An 18,302-nucleotide genomic window follows, 5' to 3' on the forward strand; every position below is an offset into this window, starting at 1 on the left:
GTTCAACCTTGAACAACAACGCGGGCGACCGTATCCGGCGTTCCGGACTCCGTGTTTTCTCATGATTCGTTAAGACGGGCCTCGATCCCGGCGACGCGGCGGCGCAGCCGGACCCGCTCGGGCTCGGTTCCGGCCAGTTCCAGCGCGGCGCGGTAGGCGGCCCCGGCCTCGGGCAGGCGGCCGGTCCGCTCCAGCAGGTCGGCCCGCGCCACCAGGTAGGGGTGGTACGCGCGGAGGCCCGGCTCGTCCCGGAGGTCGTCGAGCAGGACGAGCCCGGCTTCCGGACCGTCCCGCATCGCGACCGCGACGGCCCGGTTCAGCGCCACGACCGGGGACGGCGCGAGCGCGAGCAGCACGTCGTACAGCGCGACGATCTGCGGCCAGTCGGTGCCCGCCACGTCCGGGGCCTCGGCGTGCAGGGCCGCGATGGCCGCCTGCACCCCGTACGGGCCGGGCGGACCGCCGGTGAGGGCCGTCACGGTCAGGGCCCGGCCCTCCTCGATCATGTCGCGGTCCCAGCGGGCGCGGTCCTGGTCGTCCAGCAGGGCGAGGCCGCCGTCCGGGCCGAGGCGGGTCGCGCGGCGGGCGTGCACGAGCAGCATCAGCGCGAGCAGCCCGGCCGTCTCCCGTTCCTCCTTTCCGTTCGCGTGTCCGTTCGTGGTGGTGGTCGGGGCGGAGGCCGGGGCCGAGGTGGCGCTCGGGGTCGGAGTCGGGGTCGGGGTCGGTCTCGGGGACGTGGGCAGGAGGTGGTGCAGGATGCGGCCCAGGCGGATCGCCTCCTCGGCCAGGTCGGTCCGCTGCAACCGCGGGCCCGAGCTGGCCGCGTAGCCCTCGGTGAAGATCGAGTAGACGGCCTGGAGGACGGCGGGCAGCCGCTCGGGCAGCTCGTCCGCGCCGGGGACGCGGAACGGGATGCGCGCCTGGACGATCTTCCGCTTGGCCCGGGTGAGCCGCTTCGCCATCGTCTCGACCGGGACCAGGAACGCGCGCGCCACCTCGGGGGTGCTGAGGCCGCCGAGGAACCGCAGCGTGAGCGCCACGCGGTCCGCGGCGGAGAGGGCGGGGTGCGCGCAGGTGAAGAACAGCAGCAGGCGCTCGTCCGGGAGACCGGCCTCGCCGCCCGCCGCGTCCGCCGCGTCCGCCGCCTCGGACGGATCGGGCGGCGGTTCGGCGCGGTCCGCCTCGACCCGGAGGATCGCCAGCCGGACGGCGAGCGCCCGGTCGCGGCGCAACCGGTCCACCGCCCGCCGCCGCGCCGTCGTCATCAGCCAGCCGCCGGGATTCGGCGGGACGCCGTCCACCGGCCAGCGGGCGACGGCCGCCTCCAGCGCGTCGGCGGCGGCCTCCTCGGCCAGGTCGAGATCGCCGAAGCGGCGGGCGAGCGCGGCGAGCAGCCGCCCGTGCTCCTCCCGGAACACGTCCTCGATCCGGACCTCGTCCGAGCCGATCTCCGCACCGGTTCCAGCACCGGTTCCGGCGCTGGCGCCCGCTCTGGTTCCGGAGTCGGCGCCGGAGCCGGTTGCCGCGCCGCCGTTTTCGGTCCTGTCGTCGTGAGGGGGGCCGATGGGCATGGGTCAGCTCCCGAAATCGGCGACCGGGCGCACGACGACCGCGCCGTCACCGCGCGCGCCGGGGCAGCGGGCCGCCCAGTCGAGCGCGGCGTCCAGGTCCGGGACGTCGATCACGTAGAAACCGCCCAGCACCTCGCGGGACTCGGCGAACGGCCCGTCGGTGACGGTCCGCTCGCCCGCGCCGTCCACCCGGACGGTCGTGGCGGTGACCAGGTCGGCCAGCGACTCCCCGGCGACGAGGATCCCCGCGTCCCGGACCTGCCGGTCGTAGCGCCGCCACTCCTCGAAGCCCGGTCCCTCGCCGGAGACGTCCTCGGGCACGCCGTCCGCGCCGACCGAGCCCGCGTAGATCAGCATCATGTACTTCATCGTGGTGTTCCCCTCATGTCGTCCGAAGCGTGATCGTGCGGCGCGCCGTCCACCGCACGCCCTGTCCACGGACGGGGAGCGCGGAAACGGACACCACCCGCCGAGATTTTTCCGGCTACCCTGCGCGGATGACCGGCGACGCGCTCACTCTCACCGTCCTCGGCTCCGCGACGCCGTATCCGGAGCCCGAAAACCCCTGTTCCGGCTATCTGCTGACGGCCGGGGACACCCGGGTGTGGGTGGACGCCGGCACCGGCACGCTCGCCGAACTCCGCCGGCACGTCCAGTTGGACGGCCTGGACGCGATCTGGATCTCGCACCTGCACGCCGACCACACGGCCGACCTCCTGACGGCGTACTACGGCGCGCTCTACGCCGACGTCCGGCTGAGCGCGCCGATCCCACTGTTCGGGCCGCCCGGGACCGCCGACCGGCTGGCGCACTTCCTCACCAACTCGGCCCGCCGCAGCCCCGTCGAGTCGGCCTTCGCGGTCGAGGAACTGCACGACGGGCACAGCGTCCGCGTCGGCGGCCTCACCCTGACCAGCCGCGAGGTGGCGCACGGCCTCCCGGCCTTCGCGCTGCGCGCCGAGGCCGCGGGCGGCGCGCTCGCCTACTCCGGCGACACCGGTCCCTGCGCCGCGCTCACCGAGCTGGCGGACGGCTCGGACCTGCTGGTCTGCGAGGCCGACAGCGCCGAGCCGCTACCGGCGGACGAGCGCGTCCACTGCACTCCGGAGGACGCGGGCGACACCGCGCGGGCCGCGAACGTCCGGCGCCTGCTCGTCACGCACGTGGGGCCGTTCCTCACCCCGGCCGAGGCCACGGCCCGCACCGCGTCCCGGTACGACGGGCCCGTCGACCACGCCGCTCCCCGCTCCGTCCACGCGATCCGGACGCCCGCCGGCCGCCCGCAAAGCTGAGCCAACCCCAGCGCACGGCTCAGCTGTCACGCCCGAACGGGCGGCGCAGGCCCACGACTAAGGCGTCACACCGCAGGCGGACGGCTCACGTGTCGCGTTTCACGCCGCAAACGCACGGTCCGGCGTCACGCCGCAGGCCCACGGTCCGGTCTCGCGTCGCAGGCCCACGGTTCAGTGTCGCGCCGCGGGCGCACGGTCCGATGTTGCGTCGCTGGCTCACGGTCCGATGTCGCGCCGCGGGCGCACGGTCCGGCGTCGCGCCGCGGGCGCACGATGCGGTGTCTCGCCCGGGCGGCGGTTCGGTTTCGTGTGGCGGGCGGTCCGGCGGCTGTTGCGGGCGGAGGGGCGGCGGTCGGGGGCGCGCCGGGTGGGGCGCCGCAGGGTGGCTGCCGTCCCCGGGGCGGGTTGGGGCCGGCAGTCCATGTTGGGGAGGGGGCACCCTGCGGCGACCCCGGCCACGGCCCGTGGGGCCGCGACATCTCGGAAGTCCGGACGGTCGGCGCGCGCGTGGTGCCGTACCCGGGTGGGCATCAGGAGCGAACGCCGCATACCCAAGGGACCAACGGCTCTCCGAACTGGTAGGGCTGCCGGGGTCCTGGGCAGCGGCGGGGACTCCGCCTCTCCCGGTCGGGAGCGAGAAAATGCCGACCGGCATTCGGAGCCTATGCCCGCGCGGCTCGGCCGCCAAGGGTGCGGACGGCCGATTGGGCCCTATTGGGTCTCCCGCTATCGGACGGCCGCCGGCGGGTCGCCGCTACGGCATCAGCGCCGGCACCGGCGGGTGCCCCGGTCTCGGGACCGCCGCCGCGGATCTCCCGCCTTCAGGACCGCCTCTAGTCGGCCTCTCGCGTTCAGGACCGCCGCTAGCGGGTGCCCCGCTTTCCGGATCGCCGTTAGTGGGTCTCCCGCCTTCGGGACCGCCGCTAGCGGGTCTCCTGCTCGGGTGCCAGCAGGTCGGCGACGTCGGGGGCGGCGCGGACGACGGCGGCGGCGACGTCCGCGAGGCGGCGGTTGCCGCTGCGGGCGCGCTCGCGCAGCAGCGCGAACGCCTCCTCCATGTCCACTCCCCGGAGGGCCGCGAGCACGCCCTTGGCCTGCTCGATGATGATGCGGCTGTTCAGGGCGGTCTGGAGCTGCTCGGCGAGCAGGTGCTGCTCCTGGAGCGCGCGCTGGTGCAGGATGCCGATGGTCGCGACGTCCGCGAAGGCCTGGCCGATGGCGATCTCGCGCGCGTCGGGGCGTCCGGTCGCGGCGCTGAGCAGGTTCATCGCGCCGATGACCTGGTCACGGAGGCGCAGCGGCAGGGCCGCGACGGCGTGGAAGCCGTTGTCCACCGCCGCCCGTCCCGCGCGCGGCCACCGGTCGAGGTCGGCTTCCAGGTTCAGCGAGATGACGGCCCGTCCGGTGCGGAACGAGTCCAGGCACGGGCCCTCCTCGTTCTGCAGCTGGAACAGGTCGACCAGGCGGGCGTGCTCGTCGGACGCCGCCGTCACGTGCAGCCGGCCCTCGTGGTCGGTCAGCATCAGGCCCACGGCGGACACGTCCAGCAGCTCGACGACGCGCCGGGCCAGGTTGTCGAGGAACGCGATGACGTCGAAGTCGGCGGTCAGCGTGTCGGCGAGCTCGACGAAGGTCTGGGCCAGCAGCTCCTCCCGGCTCATCGCTCTCTCCCCCTTCCCCTGCACGGGACCCACGGGTCTCGCGTCCGGGTCCCGTTCGGATTCAGGCGTCATGTGGTCCCTTGCCCTTGTCATCGGTTTCAAGACGTAGGTCGCCGGAGATGATGCGGGCCGCCACCCGGCTGAGCGGCTCGTCGTGCGCGAAGGCGTAGCCGCGCATCCTGGCCAGGGCCTCGGTCACGTCCACGTTGAGGTGCACCGCGACCATGCCGGTCGCCTGGTGCACCTCGGCCCGCCGCGGCGAGAACAGGTCGTCGGCCGTGCCGCCGTCCGGGTCGAGTCCCGCCTGGCCGTCCAGCAGCATCCGCAGCACGAGGCTGGCGAACGACAGGGCGTCGGCGAGCGCCTCGCGTTCCAGCGGTCCCGGACGGTGCCGGGTCAGTTCCAGGACGCCCACCCGCGCCGCGCCCACCTGGAGCGGCAGGCTGAACACGGCGCGCGCGCCGAGCTGCAGCGCGGCGGGGACGAACACCGGCCAGCGGGCGGCGTGCCGCTCCTCGGCGAGGTCGGCCACCAGGACCGGGCCGCCGGTGCGCAGCGTCTCGACCGCCGGTCCCTCCCCGGTGGTGAACCGCAGCTCCTCCAGCCGGTCGCTGAGGGGGCCCACCGAGCAGAGCGGCGTGCTACGGCCGTCCTCGTCCCAGAGCGACACCTGCGTGCCGTCCACGCCGACGGTCATCGAACACGTCTCGCACACCACCGCCACCGAGACCGGCACGCCAAGGATCGTCGCGCGCTCGGCGACCAGTGCTCGAAGGCGGGCCGCTCGCTCACCCAGCACTGTCTCCGAATCCGTTCTTCCGGAGGACGGACACGAACCGCCCCGGCCCTGACGCGGCCCCGCGCCGGTCCCATGCTCCAGCGCTCCCCTTCCGTGGTCAAGCAGCGCCGCCCCGTGGCGGTGCGGAAACCCGCTTCCGCCGAACACCCCACCGCGCCAGGACGGCCGCGGCCGTGCCGAGGCTCAGGCACCCGAACCAGGAGGATCCGGCGTCCCACGTCCAGACCGCGATGCCGAGCGCCGGGCCGACCGCATAGCCGAGGCCCTGCGCGCCGGACGCCACCGCCCCGTACCGCCCGCGGTCCTCCTCCCCGGAAACGAGGGTGGGATACGCGGCCACGGAAGGCGCGGCGATCATCTCCCCGGCCGTCCAGACACAGGTGGCCGTGGCGAGCGCGCCGGTGCCGGGCAGCCCGAACCCGGCGATCCCGGCCGCGATGAGCGCGATGGCCGCCGGGATCGCGGCCCGGCGCGGCCAGTGCTGGACGAACCGGGTGACCGGGATCTCGGCGGCGATCACGATCAGGCCGTTCACCGCGACGAGCGTCCCGTACAGGCCCACCCGATGATCGCGGGCCGCGGGCGGAACCGGTCGGTCGCCGCGCCGCCCGAGCAGCACCCGGCCACGGCCCCGGCGCCGTACGCGGTCAGCGCGAGCCCGGCGCGGCCCGCCGGGTGGCCAGCCGAGGTGAGGAAGACGACCAGGAGGACCTGGACGAACGATCCCATCCGGTTGACGGCCACCCCGGCCGCGAGGACGAGCACGGGCCGCGTCAGCAGCCGGGGCGGATCGAGGACGGTCATGCCGGTCCGCGCGATCCGCGCGATCCGCGCGGTCCGGGTCCGCGCCGGGCCACCTCCAGCGGCCCGCCCTCCCCGTCCTCCCCCGCCGAGCCGGCGCACCACGTGCGCGGCGACGGGAGCGACCGACTCGTCGTAGCAGGACACGCCCTCGACGTCGTCCACCTCGCCGATCGCCTTCAGCGCTCACGCCCCACCCGATACGCCCGAACAGACCGGCCTTACCCGAACAGACCGGCCTTATCCGCCCGCCCGCACCAATGCCTCGGCCATCTCGCACATCTCCTCGAACCTCAGCACCCGTCCGAAACCCGGTAGCGGCACATGCAACGCCTCACGCCACGAATCGGGCACGTCGTCGAGCCCGAAGACCGCTCCCGCGAGCCCTCCAGCGACCGCCGCGACCGTGTCGGTGTCCCCGCCCAGATCGATCGCCGCCCGCAACGCCCCGGTCAGCCCCGACGCGTTCCGGACGGCCCAGACCGCCGATCCCAGGCACGCCCACACCGCGCCATTGGTCTCGGTCGCCTCGTCCGGATGCCACGCCGGATCGAGCACCCGCGCATACCTCTCCCGATGCCGCTCCCCGACCTGCGTAAGCGTGGCGGGAAGGGCGTCCAGCGGGTCGTGCCCCTCGAGCGCGACGCGGATCAGCTCGTGCAGGATCGCCGTCCCCTCCCAGGCCGCGCCGTCCCCATGCGTCAACGCGGTGATGCGACGGCCGGCGTCCATCGTCGCCTCGCGCCCCCGCGCCGCGAAGTAGACCGCCGACGGCGCCGCGCGCATCAAACCACCGTTCCCGGCCGCGTACATATTCGTCTGGAAGTGCAGCGCCGCAGCGAGATCCCACTCGTGGCCGCTGGTCAGGACGGCCTCGGTCTGCAACCCGATGTCCTTGGGGTCGGCCTCGGCCCAGCGCCGGAAGCGGGCGAACATGTCGGGCAGGTCGAGGCCGCCGCGTTCCAGGAGCGACTCGGCGACCAGGACGGCCATCTGGGTGTCGTCCGTCGCCTCCCCGGCGTCCCAGCCGCCGCCGCTGCGCAGCTCACCCGGGCCGCTGGGGAAGCGCCGCGAGAACGCCCCCGGCGGCCCGAACTCGTAAGGGGCGCCTAGTGCATCGCCGAATGCTGAGCCTGTGATGGCGCCGACTGCTCTTCTCGTCCTATCCACCGGGGCAGGTTAGGGGCGGACGGAGGGCGGATTTACGATCTTCTCCTCACATCGGCGCTCTTTTGGGGTGGCGGACATGGCGGTGCTGGCGGACGGGACTCAGCAGGACGCGGGGTCTGGGTTATTTCTGCTGGTGGCAGGGGTTTTCGCCGCGACGTTGGGGATTCTGGTCGCGACGAACTTCCGGGGGTTCCGGGACCGGTTCGTGCGGGAGTCGCGGGAGAGCGGCGCGTGGCTGAAGCGGGTTCCGCCGTGGCGGTTCGTCCCGCCGGAACCGGAAGAGCGGACGCAGCGCACGGCCCGCATCGTGGGGACGGTCTTCGCGGTCCTCGGGCCGCTGATCGTCGTGAAGGCGATCGTCCAGCTCGTGCGGCGGCCACCGCACTTCTCGATACCGCCGCTGCATCCGCGCTTCGAGCCGTTCTCCGGACTGGTCGCGCTCGGCATGGTCGCGCAGCTCGTGCTGATCTTCTGGCGCGGGCGGAAGGCCGGCGGGTTCTGGGGGGACGCGTGGAAGCGCGGCGGGATCTCGCGTGCCGCGTGCGTCGTGGTCGGGCTCGGCGGGCTGGTGATGGCGGCCGGGGCGGGGAGCGGGCTCGGCGTGCTGTTCGGGCTCGGGTGGGCGGTCGGCGCCGCCGGAGCCGTGGTGATCATGCTCACCTCGGTCCGGGGCGGCGACCGCCCGTCCGCGGGGTCAGGTGCAGGTGGTGTCGGTGGCGGGGAGGCGGGCGGTGAGTAGGTAGTCGTCGACCTTGGCGGTCAGGCAGGCGTTGCCGTAGGCGGCCTGGTAGGGGGCGTGGACGTCGGCGCCCTTCAGGGTGACCAGGCGGGAGCCCTTCAGGTCGCGGTGCAGGGCCAGGCTGCCCGCGTAGACGGTACGGGGGTCGCCGGTCGCGCCGATCAGGAGGCTCGGGAGGGTCAGGTTCACCTTGGTGCGGGGTTCGCGGGGGGACGGCCAGAACGCGCAGGGGCCGATGTTCGCGCCGATGGCGCCGAAGGTCGGGTGGACGCGGCGTTCCTTCTGGACGTCGCGCCAGTACGTCTCCGGGTTCCGGGGCGCGGACGCGTCGCCGCAGATGATCGCGGCCTGGCCGCTGCCGTAGACCGACTCCTTGCCGGTGAGGAGGAACTCCAGGGCCTCGCCGAGGACGCCGGTCGCGGGGACGTGGGCGCCGTGCGCGGCGCGGTCCAGGGCGGCGACGGTGGTCGCGAGGTCGGCGCGGGGCCGGTCGCGGTCGTCCGAGAGGAGGTTGAACAGGACGGTCGGGACGGTCGAGTCGTCCACCTCGTAGGGGCCGACCGGGAGCGGCGCGCGGCCGGCGCGGGCGATGATCCGGTGGACGGTCGCGAGCACCGCCGCGCGGGTGCGGCCCAGGTGGTAGGTGCCGTCGCGGCGGGCCGCCCAGTCGGCCCAGTGGGCGAGGGCCCGCTCGTTGGCCTCCTCGGCGCCGTGGATCAGGCGCGGGGACCAGCGGTCCGGGTCGACGTTGCTGTCCAGGACGGCCCGGTCGAGCCGTCCGGGGAACAGCGCGGCGTAGACAGCGCCCAGGTAGGTGCCGTAGGACGCGCCGTTGTAGGAGATCTTCCGCTCGCCGAGGGCCGCGCGGACGACGTCCATGTCGCGGGCGATGTTGCGGGTCGAGATGTACGGCAGGTACGAGCCGTACTTGGCGAGGCAGCGTTCGGCGAGGGTGCGGGCGAAGGACACCGACGCGTCGAACCCCCGCCGGTCGCCGCCGGCCGAGCGGATCCACGTGCCGCTGGGCCAGCCGCAGTCGACCGGCGTGCTGCGGCCGAGGCCGCGCGGGTCCATGCCGACGAGGTCGAAGCGCGGGCCGGCCTTCGGGGTGATCGCGCGGATGTAGGGCGGCATGTCGATCGCCGGGCCGGGGCCGCCGCCGTTGATGACCATGGTGCCGAGGCGCTTGCCCGTCGCCCTGAGGCGGGAGATCGCGACGGTGATCGTCTTCCCGTCCGGGCGCGCGTAGTCGAGCGGGACGGTCACGTCGGCGCACTGCGCGCCCGCGTCGTCCAGCTCCTTCATGTGGCAGACGTCCCAGTGGAGCTTCTGGTGGTGGAAGCGCGCGAGCGGGTCCGAGGGGGCCGCCGCCGCGGCGGGGACGGCCGGGGCGAGCGCGGCCACGGACAGCCCGAGGGCCATGAGGATGCGCAAGTCGGTTCTCCTTGTCAGCGGTGTTCGCACAGGGCGGCCTGCACGACGTCGAGCATGTGGTCCTGGGCCTGGAGGGTGTCGGGGTCGGCGTTGAGGGAGACGGCCGCGGCGCGCCCGCCGGGGCCGACCGCGCCGACGGCGGCGAAGCCGGGGGTGCCGCCCGCGTGGCCCGTCCAGGTGCCGCCGCACCGCAGCGGCGTCTGGATGAGGCCGAGGCCGTAGCGCGCGCCGGGCCAGATGCGTTCGGGGTCGGCGGGCACGGTCGCGCGCATCTCGGCGAGCAGGCGCGGCGGCAGCAGGCGTCCGCCGAGCAGCGCGCCGTAGAAGCGGTTCACGTCCCGGGTCGTGGAGATCAGCGCGCCCGCGACGCCGCCGTAGCTGGCGTCCTGGTCGGTGTAGTCGGTCCAGCGGCCGTCGCGGTGCACGTAGCCGCGCGGGTGGGGGCCGCGGATGGACGTCTCGTCGCCCGGCCAGTAGGTGTCGCGCATCCCGAGCGGACGCAGGATCCGCCGGGTGCTCTCCGCCTCGACGCTCCGGCCGGTCACCTTCCGGACGATCATCCCGGCGAGGACGTAGTTGGTGGACGAGTAGTGCCACGGCCGGTCCGGCGGGTCCATCTTCAGGGCCATCGCGACCAGTTCGGCGGGCTCGTAGTGCCGCCACCGGGCCGACCCGTCGTCGGGGATGGCGTCGGTGTGGTCGGGCAGTCCGCTGGTGTGCCGGAGCAGCGCGCGGATCGTGATGCGGCGCCCGTCGTAGCGCGGTGTCCGGACCACGCCGGGCAGCCAATGGTCGACGGTGTCGTCCAGCGACAGGCGGTGCTCGGCGGCGAGCTGGAGGACGACGGTCGCGGTGAACGACTTGGTGATGCTGCCGATGCGGGCGCGCTCGCCGGTCGCCATGGGCCGTCCGGTGCGCAGGTCGGCCCGTCCGGACGCGGCGGACCACGCACCGCAGCGCGGATCGTCCACGCGAACGGTCACGCCGGGCGTCTCCCCGGACGAAGTGAGCACATCCAGCGCCTTCCGGACCGCCGCGTGGTCGGTCGCGCATCCGCCGGCGGGGGCGGCACGCGCCGGGAGGGGCGCGAGGACGGCGAGGGCGGCCAGTCCACAGGTGACGAAAGAGGGGAACCTCATGAAAGAGGGGAACCTCATGAAAGGGGGGAACTTCATGCCTCTCGACGCTAGGGAGGCGGACGCCGCGGCGCAGTGAGGGCTTCCCCCGAGACCGTCCGGGGGAAGACCCGAGGCCCGTGCCGCCCCGGCGCGCCGTTCACGGCACAATCACTCCCGTCGGACGTGGGGAGGGGTGCCGGTGTACGCGGGGCGCGAGCTGGGTGGACGCTACCGGCTGGAGGAGCGGATCGGGCGCGGCGGCATGGGCGAGGTGTGGCGGGCGTCCGACCGGCGCCTGGACCGTCCGGTCGCGGTGAAGGTGCTGCCCGCGGCGACCGAGGCCGGGCCGGACGTGGTGGCGCGGTTCCGGCGGGAGGCGCAGCTCGCGGCGGTGCTCCAGCATCCGGGCATCACGGTCGTGCACGACATCGACGCCGACGACGGGCTGCTCTACCTGGTCATGGAGCTGCTGGACGGCGAGGACATGGCGCGCCTGCTCGCCCGGCACCCCGCCGGGCTCCCGCTGGACCGGGCGCTCGGGCACGCGGTGCAGATCTGCGGCGCGCTCGCGGCGGCGCACGCGCGCGGCATCGTGCACCGGGACGTCAAGCCCGCCAACCTCTTCGTCACCTCGGCCGGCTGGGTGAAGATCTGCGACTTCGGGATCGCGCGGTTCATGCAGTCGGCGACCGGCCTGACCGGCAGCGCCGTGGTCGGGTCGCCGGTGTTCATGGCCCCCGAGCAGATCTCCACGGGCGAGATCGACGGCCGCACCGACCTGTACGCGCTCGGCTGCCTGCTCCACCAGATGCTGTGCGGACGGCCGCCGTTCGCGACCGACAAGGGCATCCCGGCGCTGATCAACGCGCATCTCAGCGTCGCGCCGACCGGGCCGCGCGCGGTGAACCCGCAGGTGCCGGCGGAGGTGGACGCGCTGGTGCTGGAGCTGCTCGCGAAGGATCCCGCGGACCGTCCGGCGGACGCGGACACCGTCACGCGCCGCCTCGAAGCGCTGCTCGGGTCCGACGCCCCGGCGGCGCCGGTCCCGTCCGCGCCGTCCGGCGTGCCGCTGGCGCAGGAGTTCCGGGTGGCGGCCGAGCATCTGGAGCAGCGGCGGCCCGAGCTGGCACTGGCACTGGCCGACCACATCGTGCGCGAGCGCGAGCGGATCCTGGGCGCCGAGCATCCGGCGGCGCTGGACGCGCGGCACCTGCTCGGGAACGTCCTGTACGAGCTCGACCGGGAGGCGGAGGCGCTGCCCGTCCTGACGGCGGTGGCCCAGGCGCGGACGCGGATCCTCGGCCGGCACGACCCGGGAACGCTCGCGAGCTGGCACCTCGTCGCGACGTCGCTGTTCATGCTCGGACGGCACGCCGACGCGCTCCCGATCGCGGCGGGCGTCCTCGCCGACCGCGAGCAGGCGCTCGGCACGCAGGACGGGGCGACCCTGGAGAGCCGCAGCACGCTCGCCTGGACGCTGCACATGCTCGACCGCGACCAGGAGGCGATGGCGGTCGCGCAGCCGCTCCTCCAGGCGCGCGCGGCGACACTCGGTGAACAGCACGAAGACACGCTCGACACCCGCCAGCTCATAGGTTGGATCCTGCTGAACCTCGGTCAGGTCGCCGAGGCGGAGGCGCAGGCGGAGTACGTCCACCAGGTCGCGACGCACACGCTCGGCCCGCAGGCGGAGGCCGCGCTCCAGGCGGCGGAACTGCTCGCCGCCTGCCGCTCCCGCTCCCGCGCCCGCCGCCGAAGGCGCTGACCCGCCACACCCACACGGCCGCTGCCCCACGCGCGACGGCTCACATCGCACAGGACGGGACGGATCGGCCTTGAGCACTTCTGGAACCTGGATCACGCGGCCCGAGACGGAGGCCGACGTCCCCGCCGTCCGCGCGGTCGTGCGGGCGGCCTTCGAGACGGCCGCCGAGGCCGATCTCGTCGACGCGCTCCGCCGGGACGAGGCGTGGATCGACGGCCTCTCGGTCGTCACGACCACCCCGGACGGCGAGGTCGTCGGGCACGCGCTGCTGACCCGCTGCCACATCGGCGACAGCCCGGCGCTCGCGCTGGCGCCGTGCTCCGTGCGGCCCGAGCACCAGCGGACGGGCGCCGGCTCGGCGGCCGTCCGCGCGGCGCTCCAGCACGCCGCCGAGCAGGGCGAACGCTACGTCGTCGTGCTCGGGCACCCGGACTACTACCCGCGGTTCGGCTTCACGACGGCCGCGCGGCACGGGATCCGGACGAGTTTCGACGTTCCGGACGAGGCCCTGATGGCCCTGTCACTGAACCCCACGGACCGCCTCCCGTCCGGGACGGTCCGCTACGCGGCGGCGTTCGACCTGTGAGCGGGCTGGTATCTTCCGAGGGTGTCCGAGCAGGCCAAATTCGAAGTCCAGATGCTTCACGACCGCGTCATGATCCGGGTCGAGAAGGAGAGCGGCGAGCGCCGCAGCACCGGCGGCATCGTCATTCCCGCCACGGTGGAGCAGTCGAACCGGCTGCACTGGGGTGAGGTCCGCGGCGTCGGCCACCACGTCCGCACCGTGAAGGTCGGCGACCGCGTCCTGTTCCATCCCGAGGACCAGTTCGTCGTCGAGATCCAGGGCGAGGACTACCTCGTCATGCGCGAGCGCGACCTGCACGCCATCGCCAGCGAGCGCCCCGAGCACGGCACCGGCCTCTACCTGTAACCGCCTCCGGCGGTCGCGCCGCGTCCGCCACGCCCCCGCCGCGTCCGCCGTGGCCCCGCCGCCGTCCGCTACGGCCGCGCCGCCGTCTTCCGCGGCTTCGCCGCGTCCCGACGGCGGCGGGGCCGGTGCGCGTCGGAGAGGGGCTAGCGGGCGTCGGAGATCTGCTGGCCGTTGTAGATCCCGCCCGAGCACCAGGCGGGCGGGAACGGGTCGTCGCCGTAGATGACGCCGCCTCCGTCCACGCACTGGCGGCCGGTGACGCTCGCCGGGGCGGCGGCGGCCGGGGACGCGGCCAGGGCCAGCGCGGCGGCGGCGAGCGCCCCGGCCACGGTCGGGCGGGTGAGGGTTCGGCGCATGTTCGGCTCCTCCGGACGGGCCCGACCCGGGCCGCTGCTCACCTTCAGTGGCGAATCGTTGACCCAGTGTATCCGCTCGTGACTCTGTCGGTCCCTCGTTCTAGGGTCGGGCGCAGCCGGAGTGGACGAGCGGTCGCACCGGCGCGCGAACCATCCACGAGGATCCCGGAGGTCCGGCATGCGTACCCTGATCAGCACCGCGTTCGTCTCGCTCGACGGCGTCGTCGACTCCCCCGGCGGCGAGGACGGCTACCGCAACTCCGGCTGGACGTTCAAGGGCGTCGACTTCGTCCCGGAGGCCTTCGAGATCAAGGGCCGGGAGCAGGAGGAGGCGGGCGCGATGCTGCTGGGCCGCGTCAGCTACGAGGCGTTCAGCAAGGTCTGGCCGGGCATGGCGGAGTTCGCCCGGTACCGGACGCTGCCGAAGTACGTCGTGTCCACCACCCTCACCGACGACGACCTGGTCGACGACTGGGGCGAGACGACGATCCTGCGCTCCCTGGACGAGGTCGCCGAGCTGAAGAAGACCGAGGGCGGGCCGATCATCGTGCACGGCAGCGCCCGGCTGAACCGGGACCTGTCCGACGCGGGCCTGATCGACCGCTACCACCTGCTGGTGTTCCCGCTGCTGCTGGGCGCGGGCAAGCGCCTGTTCAGCGACACCGACAAGGACACCCAGCACCTCCGGCTCGTCGAGCACGAGGCGTACTCCAACGGCCTGCAGAAGAACGTCTTCGACGTCGTCCACTGACCGGCGGATCTCCGGCCGCGGCCGGCGGGTTCGACCGCGGGCCGGCGGGTTCGGCCGCGGCCGGCGCGGGATCAGGGCTCGGGCAGGAGCGGGCCCAGCGGGCCGAGGTCCAGGTTGAGGTCCTCGGGGGCCAGGCCGAAGTGGTCGCGCAGGTGGGCCATGGCGCGCTCCAGGTTCATCAGCGCCAGGCCCAGGCGCTCGACCTCCTCGTCGGTCAGGCTGCCGTCGTCCACGCGGCGCAGCGCCTGGCGCTCCATGAGCTGGCGGATCAGCTCGACCAGGGTCAGCACGAGCTTGACCAGGTCGCGTTCGACGTTCTCCGGGTCGGTCTCCAGGCGCCGCGCGGTGCGGTGCGCGGCGGGCGAGTAGACGCGGGCCGCCTCGGCGGTCACGGGGCCTCCCCCCTCGTCGACTCTTCTCGGACGGGGGCCTCCTCGGTGACGGCGAGCTGGTCGCGGACGGTCGTGATCACGGCCCGCAGGTCGACCCGGACGAGGTCCACCCCGGCGATCGAGATGACCAGGTCGCCGGTGAGGACGACGCCCCCGGCGAGGAGCCGGTCCAGCAGGTCGACCAGGGCCAGGCGCTCGGCCGGGACGGCCGGGTCGCCGGTGTCCAGGACGGCGGTCAACGGCGGGTCCCCTCGGTCGCGGTCGCGGTCGCGGACTCGGGCGCGGTCGCGGACTCGGTCTCGGGCGCGGGTGTCGGCGTGGTCTCGGCGGTGTCGATGAACGAGTAGGGCGGCCACGGGCCGGTGACCTCGATCGTCACGCCGGGCAGCCGCTCGTCGATGGCCCTGGCGACCTCGTGGAAGCCCTCGGTCTGCTCGTCGTCGACGAGGTAGGCCATGTTGAGGATCAGGGTCTCGGCGCGTCCGGACAGGCGCGGGTCCTGGGCGGCGTGCTGCCGGGTCGCGACGGCGTGGTCGGCGAGCTCGGCGTGGATGGCGCGGGCCTGCTCGGCGAGGCGGTCCTGCGAGGCCTGCCGGGTGCGCCGCTGGGCCTGGCGCCGCCGCAGGTAGGCGGTGCCGGTGCCGCCGCTTTCGGGGGCGGCGGGCTCGGGCTCGTCCTGCCGGACGGGTTCGGGCTCGGCGTACGCCTTCACGCCCCACTCGGTGCGTCCGGTGACGCGGTCGAGCAGCTCGGTGAGCCGTTCGTGGTCGCGGGCGAGGACGTCCCGGACGCGCTCGTCGTCGCGGTACAGCGTCGCGATCCGCACGGGCGCGGTCGGCGCCTGGCGCGCGGCGTGCGCGACGACCTGGTGGTGGGCGCGCGCGGTGCCCTCCAGCCAGGCGAGGTCTTCGAGGTTCTCGCGCAGGGCGGCCTCGCCGAAGTCGTCGAGCGGGACGGTGCTGACCAGCGCGGCGAGGGGCGTGTCCGGGTGGACGACCGTCCGGACGGGCGCGCCGCCGACCCCGGTGACGTCCTCCAGCGCGGCCGGGGCCAGGCCGCGCGCCACCCCGTAGAGGTAGATCCCGGTGTCGCTCATGACGTCTCCTCCCGCGCGTTCTCGCGGACGCCCTCCCGCGCGTCCCCTTCTGCGTCCTTCCGCGCGTCGCCCCGCGCGTCCTCCCGCGCGTCCTCCCGCGCGTCCTCCCGCGAGGCCGCCAGGGCGTCGTCCTGTGCGGCTTCGAGGGCGGCGAGCCGCTCGCGGAGGCGGCGGTTCTCCGCCTCCAGCTCGTCCCTGCCGGACGTGGAGCCGCCGACGGACCGGGGCTCCGGCTCGTCCGGGACGGCCCGCGCGCGCGAGGACAGCGACGGGTCGTGCTCCCACCAGTCGATGCCCATCTCCTTGGCGCGGTCGACGGAGGCGACCAGCAGCCGCAGCTTGATGGTGAGCAGTTCGATGTCGAGCAGGTTCACCCGGATGTCGCCGACGATGACGATGCCCTTGTCCAGGACGCGTTCGAGGATGTCGGCGAGGTTGGCGCTCTGCCGGTCGGGCGACACGGTGCGTGCCGATGACCGTCCGCCGGTCCAGGACATGTCGGTCAAGTCGGTTCCCTCCGTTGGCGGCGGCCCGGCCGGCCGCCCCCGCGCCGGTCAGGTGCGGTGGCGTCCGTCCACGTGGCCGCGCGCGTAGCGCTGGATGCGGTGGTAGCCCGCCAGGTCCCCGTCGGCGGTCAGCTCGACGCGGTAGCAGGCGAGGATGTCGGCGGAGTCGGGAATGCGGTGGGTCTCCACGACCTCGACCGTGATGGCCCAGCCGTCGTCGGTCCGCTCGATGCCGACGACGCCCTCGGGATCACGGCCGGTCAGCCCGGCGACCTGCTCGACCGCCTCCCTGGCGGCCTCCTTGGCGGATGTCATGGCGGCCCTCCGCGCGCTTTCGGTGACGTTGCTTCCGCCCGACGCCGTACCGCGCCCCCGCGCCGGTGCCGCGCCGGTCCGCCCCCTCGCGCGCCCGCGGCCCGCGGACCGGCGGGACACGGGCGCGCGGACGGCGGGCTTGCGGGTGGTCATCGCGGCGGCCCGTGCAGGCGGGCGACGAGCTCCTCCTCGGCCTCGGCGGCCTCCTCCTCGCTCATCTCGCCCGCCGCGACGGCGTCGGCGATCTCCTGCATCTCGGCCGCGATCCGGCCCGGGTCGTACAGCTGCGCCTCGGCCTGCTCCTGCAGGACCTCGGCCAGCCACACCACCCCGCGGACGGGCGCGAGCGGCAGGGTGACCAGCCCGGTGAACAGGCCCATCAGCCCTCCGGGACGAAGTCGTAGGGCGGCAGCGGCCCGATGAGCCGGATGCGGATGCGCTCGCCGTGCTCTCCGGTGAGGCCCTCGACCGCCTTCTCGAAGCGGTCGCGCTCGTCCGCGGAGACCAGGAACGAGGCGTCCACGACGTCCTCGTCCCGGACCGGGTCGTGCGCGGCGACGGCCTCGGCGAGCGGCGCGAGCGCGGACATCAGCCGGTCGGCGTCGTCCACGCGGCGTTCCCGCAGGGCCCCGACGATCAGCTCGCCGAGCCGCACCCGGTCGTAGTAGACGGCGTCCTCGGCGTCCTCGGGGACCTCGCGCAGCCGGGCGGCGAGCTCGGCGATCTGCGGGTCCTGGGTGAGGACCTCGTGCAGGACGGTGTCCTCCACGTAGGTGCCCTTGACGCGGACCGCGATGCGGCCGTCGATCGTGTCGAGGACCGAGTTGAGCCGTTCGGCGTTCTTCGCGAGCAGCTCGGCGCGGACGGCGTCCGCGTCGGCCATCGCCGCGCCGAACCGGAACGGCAGGATCGCGGTGCCCGCGTCCACGAGGGCCTGGAGCACGTTCTGGTGGGCCATGAGGTCGGCGCGCGCGCCGAGCGCCCGGCCCTGCGGCAGGTCGCTGATGAGCGCGGCGACGTCGTCCTGCGGGACGAAGCGGACGGGCTTGTCGTCCAGACCGGTGAGGTCCTCCGGCAGCCGCGCGTCCGCGCGGGTCACCCCGTAGACGTACTGCGGAGCGGTCTGCTGCTCGGCCTGGGGGGCGGTCACTGATCGTCCTCCTCGTCCTTCTTGGCCGAGCGGCGGCGGGCGGGCTGCTTGGACTTCGACTCGGACTCGTCGTCGTCGCCGTCCCCGCCGCCGAAGGTCTCCTTGAGGCGCTCCTGCGCGCCGCTCAGCGCTCCCTTGGTCTTCTGCTTGGCACCCGACTCCTGCATGCCGCCGACGAACTGCGGCAGGCCCTGGGCGGTGCCGTCGTGCGCGAGGTCGAGGCGGTTCACGGCCTTCGCGAACCGCAGGTACGTGTCGACGCTGGCGACGACGATCCGCACGTCCACGGTGAGGATCTCGATGCCGACCAGCGCGACGCGGGCGTACAGGTCGATGACCAGACCCTTCTCCAGGATCAGGTCCACCACGTCGGCGAGGCCGCCACCGCGGCCGCCTCCGCCGCCGCCCTGCACGTAGTTGGTGCCCGAGGTCTGCTGGGCGATCGGCCCAGTCAT

General features: G+C 74.3%; 24 protein-coding genes. 6 read left to right on the forward strand and 18 right to left on the reverse strand.

All coding sequences use genetic code 11. The annotated features are described in order from the left end of the window. Window positions 1-59: 59 nt before the first annotated feature. Entirely contained in the window at window positions 60-1,571 is a 1,512-nt protein-coding gene (locus tag ACFPCY_RS30295) for an RNA polymerase sigma factor (RefSeq protein ID WP_378260748.1), read from the reverse strand. A gap of 3 nt (window positions 1,572-1,574) precedes the next feature. Next, window positions 1,575-1,940 (reverse strand): YciI family protein, encoded by a 366-nt coding sequence (locus ACFPCY_RS30300; RefSeq protein WP_378260750.1) that lies wholly within the window; start codon window positions 1,938-1,940, stop codon window positions 1,575-1,577. Between the two features lie 128 nt (window positions 1,941-2,068). Between ACFPCY_RS30300 and ACFPCY_RS30305 the strand changes: the two genes are divergently transcribed. Next, window positions 2,069-2,863 carry an MBL fold metallo-hydrolase gene (locus ACFPCY_RS30305; RefSeq protein WP_378260752.1) on the forward strand — a complete coding sequence of 265 codons (795 nt, stop codon included), beginning with the start codon at window positions 2,069-2,071 and terminating at the stop codon, window positions 2,861-2,863. Window positions 2,864-3,786: 923 nt separating this feature from the next. Here ACFPCY_RS30305 and ACFPCY_RS30310 read toward each other — a convergent pair. From ACFPCY_RS30310 to ACFPCY_RS30330, 5 genes are all read right to left on the reverse strand, one after another. Continuing rightward, window positions 3,787-4,524, reverse strand: coding sequence for a GAF and ANTAR domain-containing protein (locus ACFPCY_RS30310; protein ID WP_378260754.1), 738 nt, complete (start codon window positions 4,522-4,524; stop codon window positions 3,787-3,789). A gap of 61 nt (window positions 4,525-4,585) precedes the next feature. Beyond that, window positions 4,586-5,323: a GAF and ANTAR domain-containing protein gene (locus ACFPCY_RS30315; protein ID WP_378260756.1), complete on the reverse strand. Its 738-nt coding sequence runs from the start codon at window positions 5,321-5,323 to the stop codon at window positions 4,586-4,588. 97 nt (window positions 5,324-5,420) lie between these two features. Continuing rightward, entirely contained in the window at window positions 5,421-5,885 is a 465-nt protein-coding gene (locus ACFPCY_RS30320; RefSeq protein ID WP_378260758.1) for an MFS transporter, read from the reverse strand. Then, window positions 5,855-6,289, reverse strand: a complete 435-nt coding sequence (locus tag ACFPCY_RS30325) for a hypothetical protein (protein WP_378260760.1) — start codon at window positions 6,287-6,289, stop codon at window positions 5,855-5,857. Before ACFPCY_RS30325 ends, ACFPCY_RS30320 begins: the two co-directional genes overlap by 31 nt. A gap of 75 nt (window positions 6,290-6,364) precedes the next feature. Beyond that, window positions 6,365-7,294, reverse strand: a complete 930-nt coding sequence (locus tag ACFPCY_RS30330; RefSeq protein ID WP_378260762.1) for an ADP-ribosylglycohydrolase family protein — start codon at window positions 7,292-7,294, stop codon at window positions 6,365-6,367. A gap of 133 nt (window positions 7,295-7,427) precedes the next feature. Here ACFPCY_RS30330 and ACFPCY_RS30335 point away from each other — a divergent pair, with 133 nt between their 5' ends. Beyond that, on the forward strand, window positions 7,428-8,033 hold the full coding sequence (locus ACFPCY_RS30335) for a hypothetical protein (protein ID WP_378260764.1): 606 nt from the start codon (window positions 7,428-7,430) through the stop codon (window positions 8,031-8,033). On the opposite strand, the gene ACFPCY_RS30340 is transcribed toward ACFPCY_RS30335, so the two are convergent. Continuing rightward, window positions 7,989-9,467, reverse strand: a complete 1,479-nt coding sequence (locus ACFPCY_RS30340) for an alpha/beta hydrolase (RefSeq protein ID WP_378260766.1) — start codon at window positions 9,465-9,467, stop codon at window positions 7,989-7,991. The genes ACFPCY_RS30335 and ACFPCY_RS30340 overlap by 45 nt on opposite strands. A gap of 14 nt (window positions 9,468-9,481) precedes the next feature. Continuing rightward, on the reverse strand, window positions 9,482-10,606 hold the full coding sequence (locus ACFPCY_RS30345; RefSeq protein ID WP_378260768.1) for a serine hydrolase domain-containing protein: 1,125 nt from the start codon (window positions 10,604-10,606) through the stop codon (window positions 9,482-9,484). A gap of 172 nt (window positions 10,607-10,778) precedes the next feature. Here ACFPCY_RS30345 and ACFPCY_RS30350 point away from each other — a divergent pair, with 172 nt between their 5' ends. From ACFPCY_RS30350 to ACFPCY_RS30360, 3 genes are all read left to right on the forward strand, one after another. Then, window positions 10,779-12,350: a serine/threonine-protein kinase gene (locus ACFPCY_RS30350; RefSeq protein ID WP_378260770.1), complete on the forward strand. Its 1,572-nt coding sequence runs from the start codon at window positions 10,779-10,781 to the stop codon at window positions 12,348-12,350. A gap of 70 nt (window positions 12,351-12,420) precedes the next feature. Beyond that, the gene (locus ACFPCY_RS30355) at window positions 12,421-12,936 is read left to right on the forward strand and encodes a GNAT family N-acetyltransferase (protein WP_378260773.1); all 516 of its coding nucleotides are present in this window, start codon (window positions 12,421-12,423) and stop codon (window positions 12,934-12,936) included. Window positions 12,937-12,987: 51 nt separating this feature from the next. Next, a complete protein-coding gene (locus ACFPCY_RS30360) occupies window positions 12,988-13,281 on the forward strand; it encodes a GroES family chaperonin (protein ID WP_378261444.1) in 294 nt (97 codons plus the stop codon). 143 nt (window positions 13,282-13,424) lie between these two features. On the opposite strand, the gene ACFPCY_RS30365 is transcribed toward ACFPCY_RS30360, so the two are convergent. Then, entirely contained in the window at window positions 13,425-13,637 is a 213-nt protein-coding gene (locus ACFPCY_RS30365) for a hypothetical protein (RefSeq protein WP_378260775.1), read from the reverse strand. Window positions 13,638-13,815: 178 nt separating this feature from the next. On the opposite strand from ACFPCY_RS30365, the gene ACFPCY_RS30370 reads away from it, so the two are divergent. Further along, window positions 13,816-14,388: a dihydrofolate reductase family protein gene (locus ACFPCY_RS30370; RefSeq protein ID WP_378260777.1), complete on the forward strand. Its 573-nt coding sequence runs from the start codon at window positions 13,816-13,818 to the stop codon at window positions 14,386-14,388. 71 nt (window positions 14,389-14,459) lie between these two features. On the opposite strand, the gene ACFPCY_RS30375 is transcribed toward ACFPCY_RS30370, so the two are convergent. Genes ACFPCY_RS30375 through gvpJ form a run of 8 tightly spaced genes read right to left on the reverse strand, consistent with a single transcriptional unit; the run spans window position 14,460 to window position 18,302 of the window. Continuing rightward, complete coding sequence (locus tag ACFPCY_RS30375; protein ID WP_378260779.1) at window positions 14,460-14,780, reverse strand: gas vesicle protein K; 321 nt, start codon at window positions 14,778-14,780, stop codon at window positions 14,460-14,462. Further along, on the reverse strand, window positions 14,777-15,019 hold the full coding sequence (locus ACFPCY_RS30380; RefSeq protein ID WP_378260781.1) for a gas vesicle protein: 243 nt from the start codon (window positions 15,017-15,019) through the stop codon (window positions 14,777-14,779). Before ACFPCY_RS30380 ends, ACFPCY_RS30375 begins: the two co-directional genes overlap by 4 nt. Continuing rightward, a complete protein-coding gene (locus tag ACFPCY_RS30385) occupies window positions 15,016-15,876 on the reverse strand; it encodes a GvpL/GvpF family gas vesicle protein (protein ID WP_378260783.1) in 861 nt (286 codons plus the stop codon). The genes ACFPCY_RS30380 and ACFPCY_RS30385 overlap by 4 nt, the downstream gene beginning before the upstream one ends. Continuing rightward, window positions 15,873-16,373, reverse strand: coding sequence for a gas vesicle protein (locus tag ACFPCY_RS30390; protein WP_378261446.1), 501 nt, complete (start codon window positions 16,371-16,373; stop codon window positions 15,873-15,875). The genes ACFPCY_RS30385 and ACFPCY_RS30390 overlap by 4 nt, the downstream gene beginning before the upstream one ends. 57 nt (window positions 16,374-16,430) lie before the next feature. After that, the gene (locus ACFPCY_RS30395; protein ID WP_378260785.1) at window positions 16,431-16,850 is read right to left on the reverse strand and encodes a gas vesicle protein GvpO; all 420 of its coding nucleotides are present in this window, start codon (window positions 16,848-16,850) and stop codon (window positions 16,431-16,433) included. Further along, a complete protein-coding gene (locus ACFPCY_RS30400) occupies window positions 16,847-17,077 on the reverse strand; it encodes a gas vesicle protein GvpG (protein ID WP_378260787.1) in 231 nt (76 codons plus the stop codon). The genes ACFPCY_RS30395 and ACFPCY_RS30400 overlap by 4 nt, the downstream gene beginning before the upstream one ends. Then, window positions 17,077-17,847 carry a GvpL/GvpF family gas vesicle protein gene (locus ACFPCY_RS30405; RefSeq protein ID WP_378260789.1) on the reverse strand — a complete coding sequence of 257 codons (771 nt, stop codon included), beginning with the start codon at window positions 17,845-17,847 and terminating at the stop codon, window positions 17,077-17,079. Before ACFPCY_RS30405 ends, ACFPCY_RS30400 begins: the two co-directional genes overlap by 1 nt. Continuing rightward, window positions 17,844-18,302 (reverse strand): gas vesicle protein GvpJ, encoded by a 459-nt coding sequence (gene gvpJ, locus ACFPCY_RS30410; protein WP_465251242.1) that lies wholly within the window; start codon window positions 18,300-18,302, stop codon window positions 17,844-17,846. The genes ACFPCY_RS30405 and gvpJ overlap by 4 nt, the downstream gene beginning before the upstream one ends.

Source organism: Actinomadura gamaensis (genome assembly GCF_042652125.1).
Taxonomy (GTDB): Bacteria; Actinomycetota; Actinomycetes; order Streptosporangiales; family Streptosporangiaceae; genus Spirillospora; species Spirillospora gamaensis.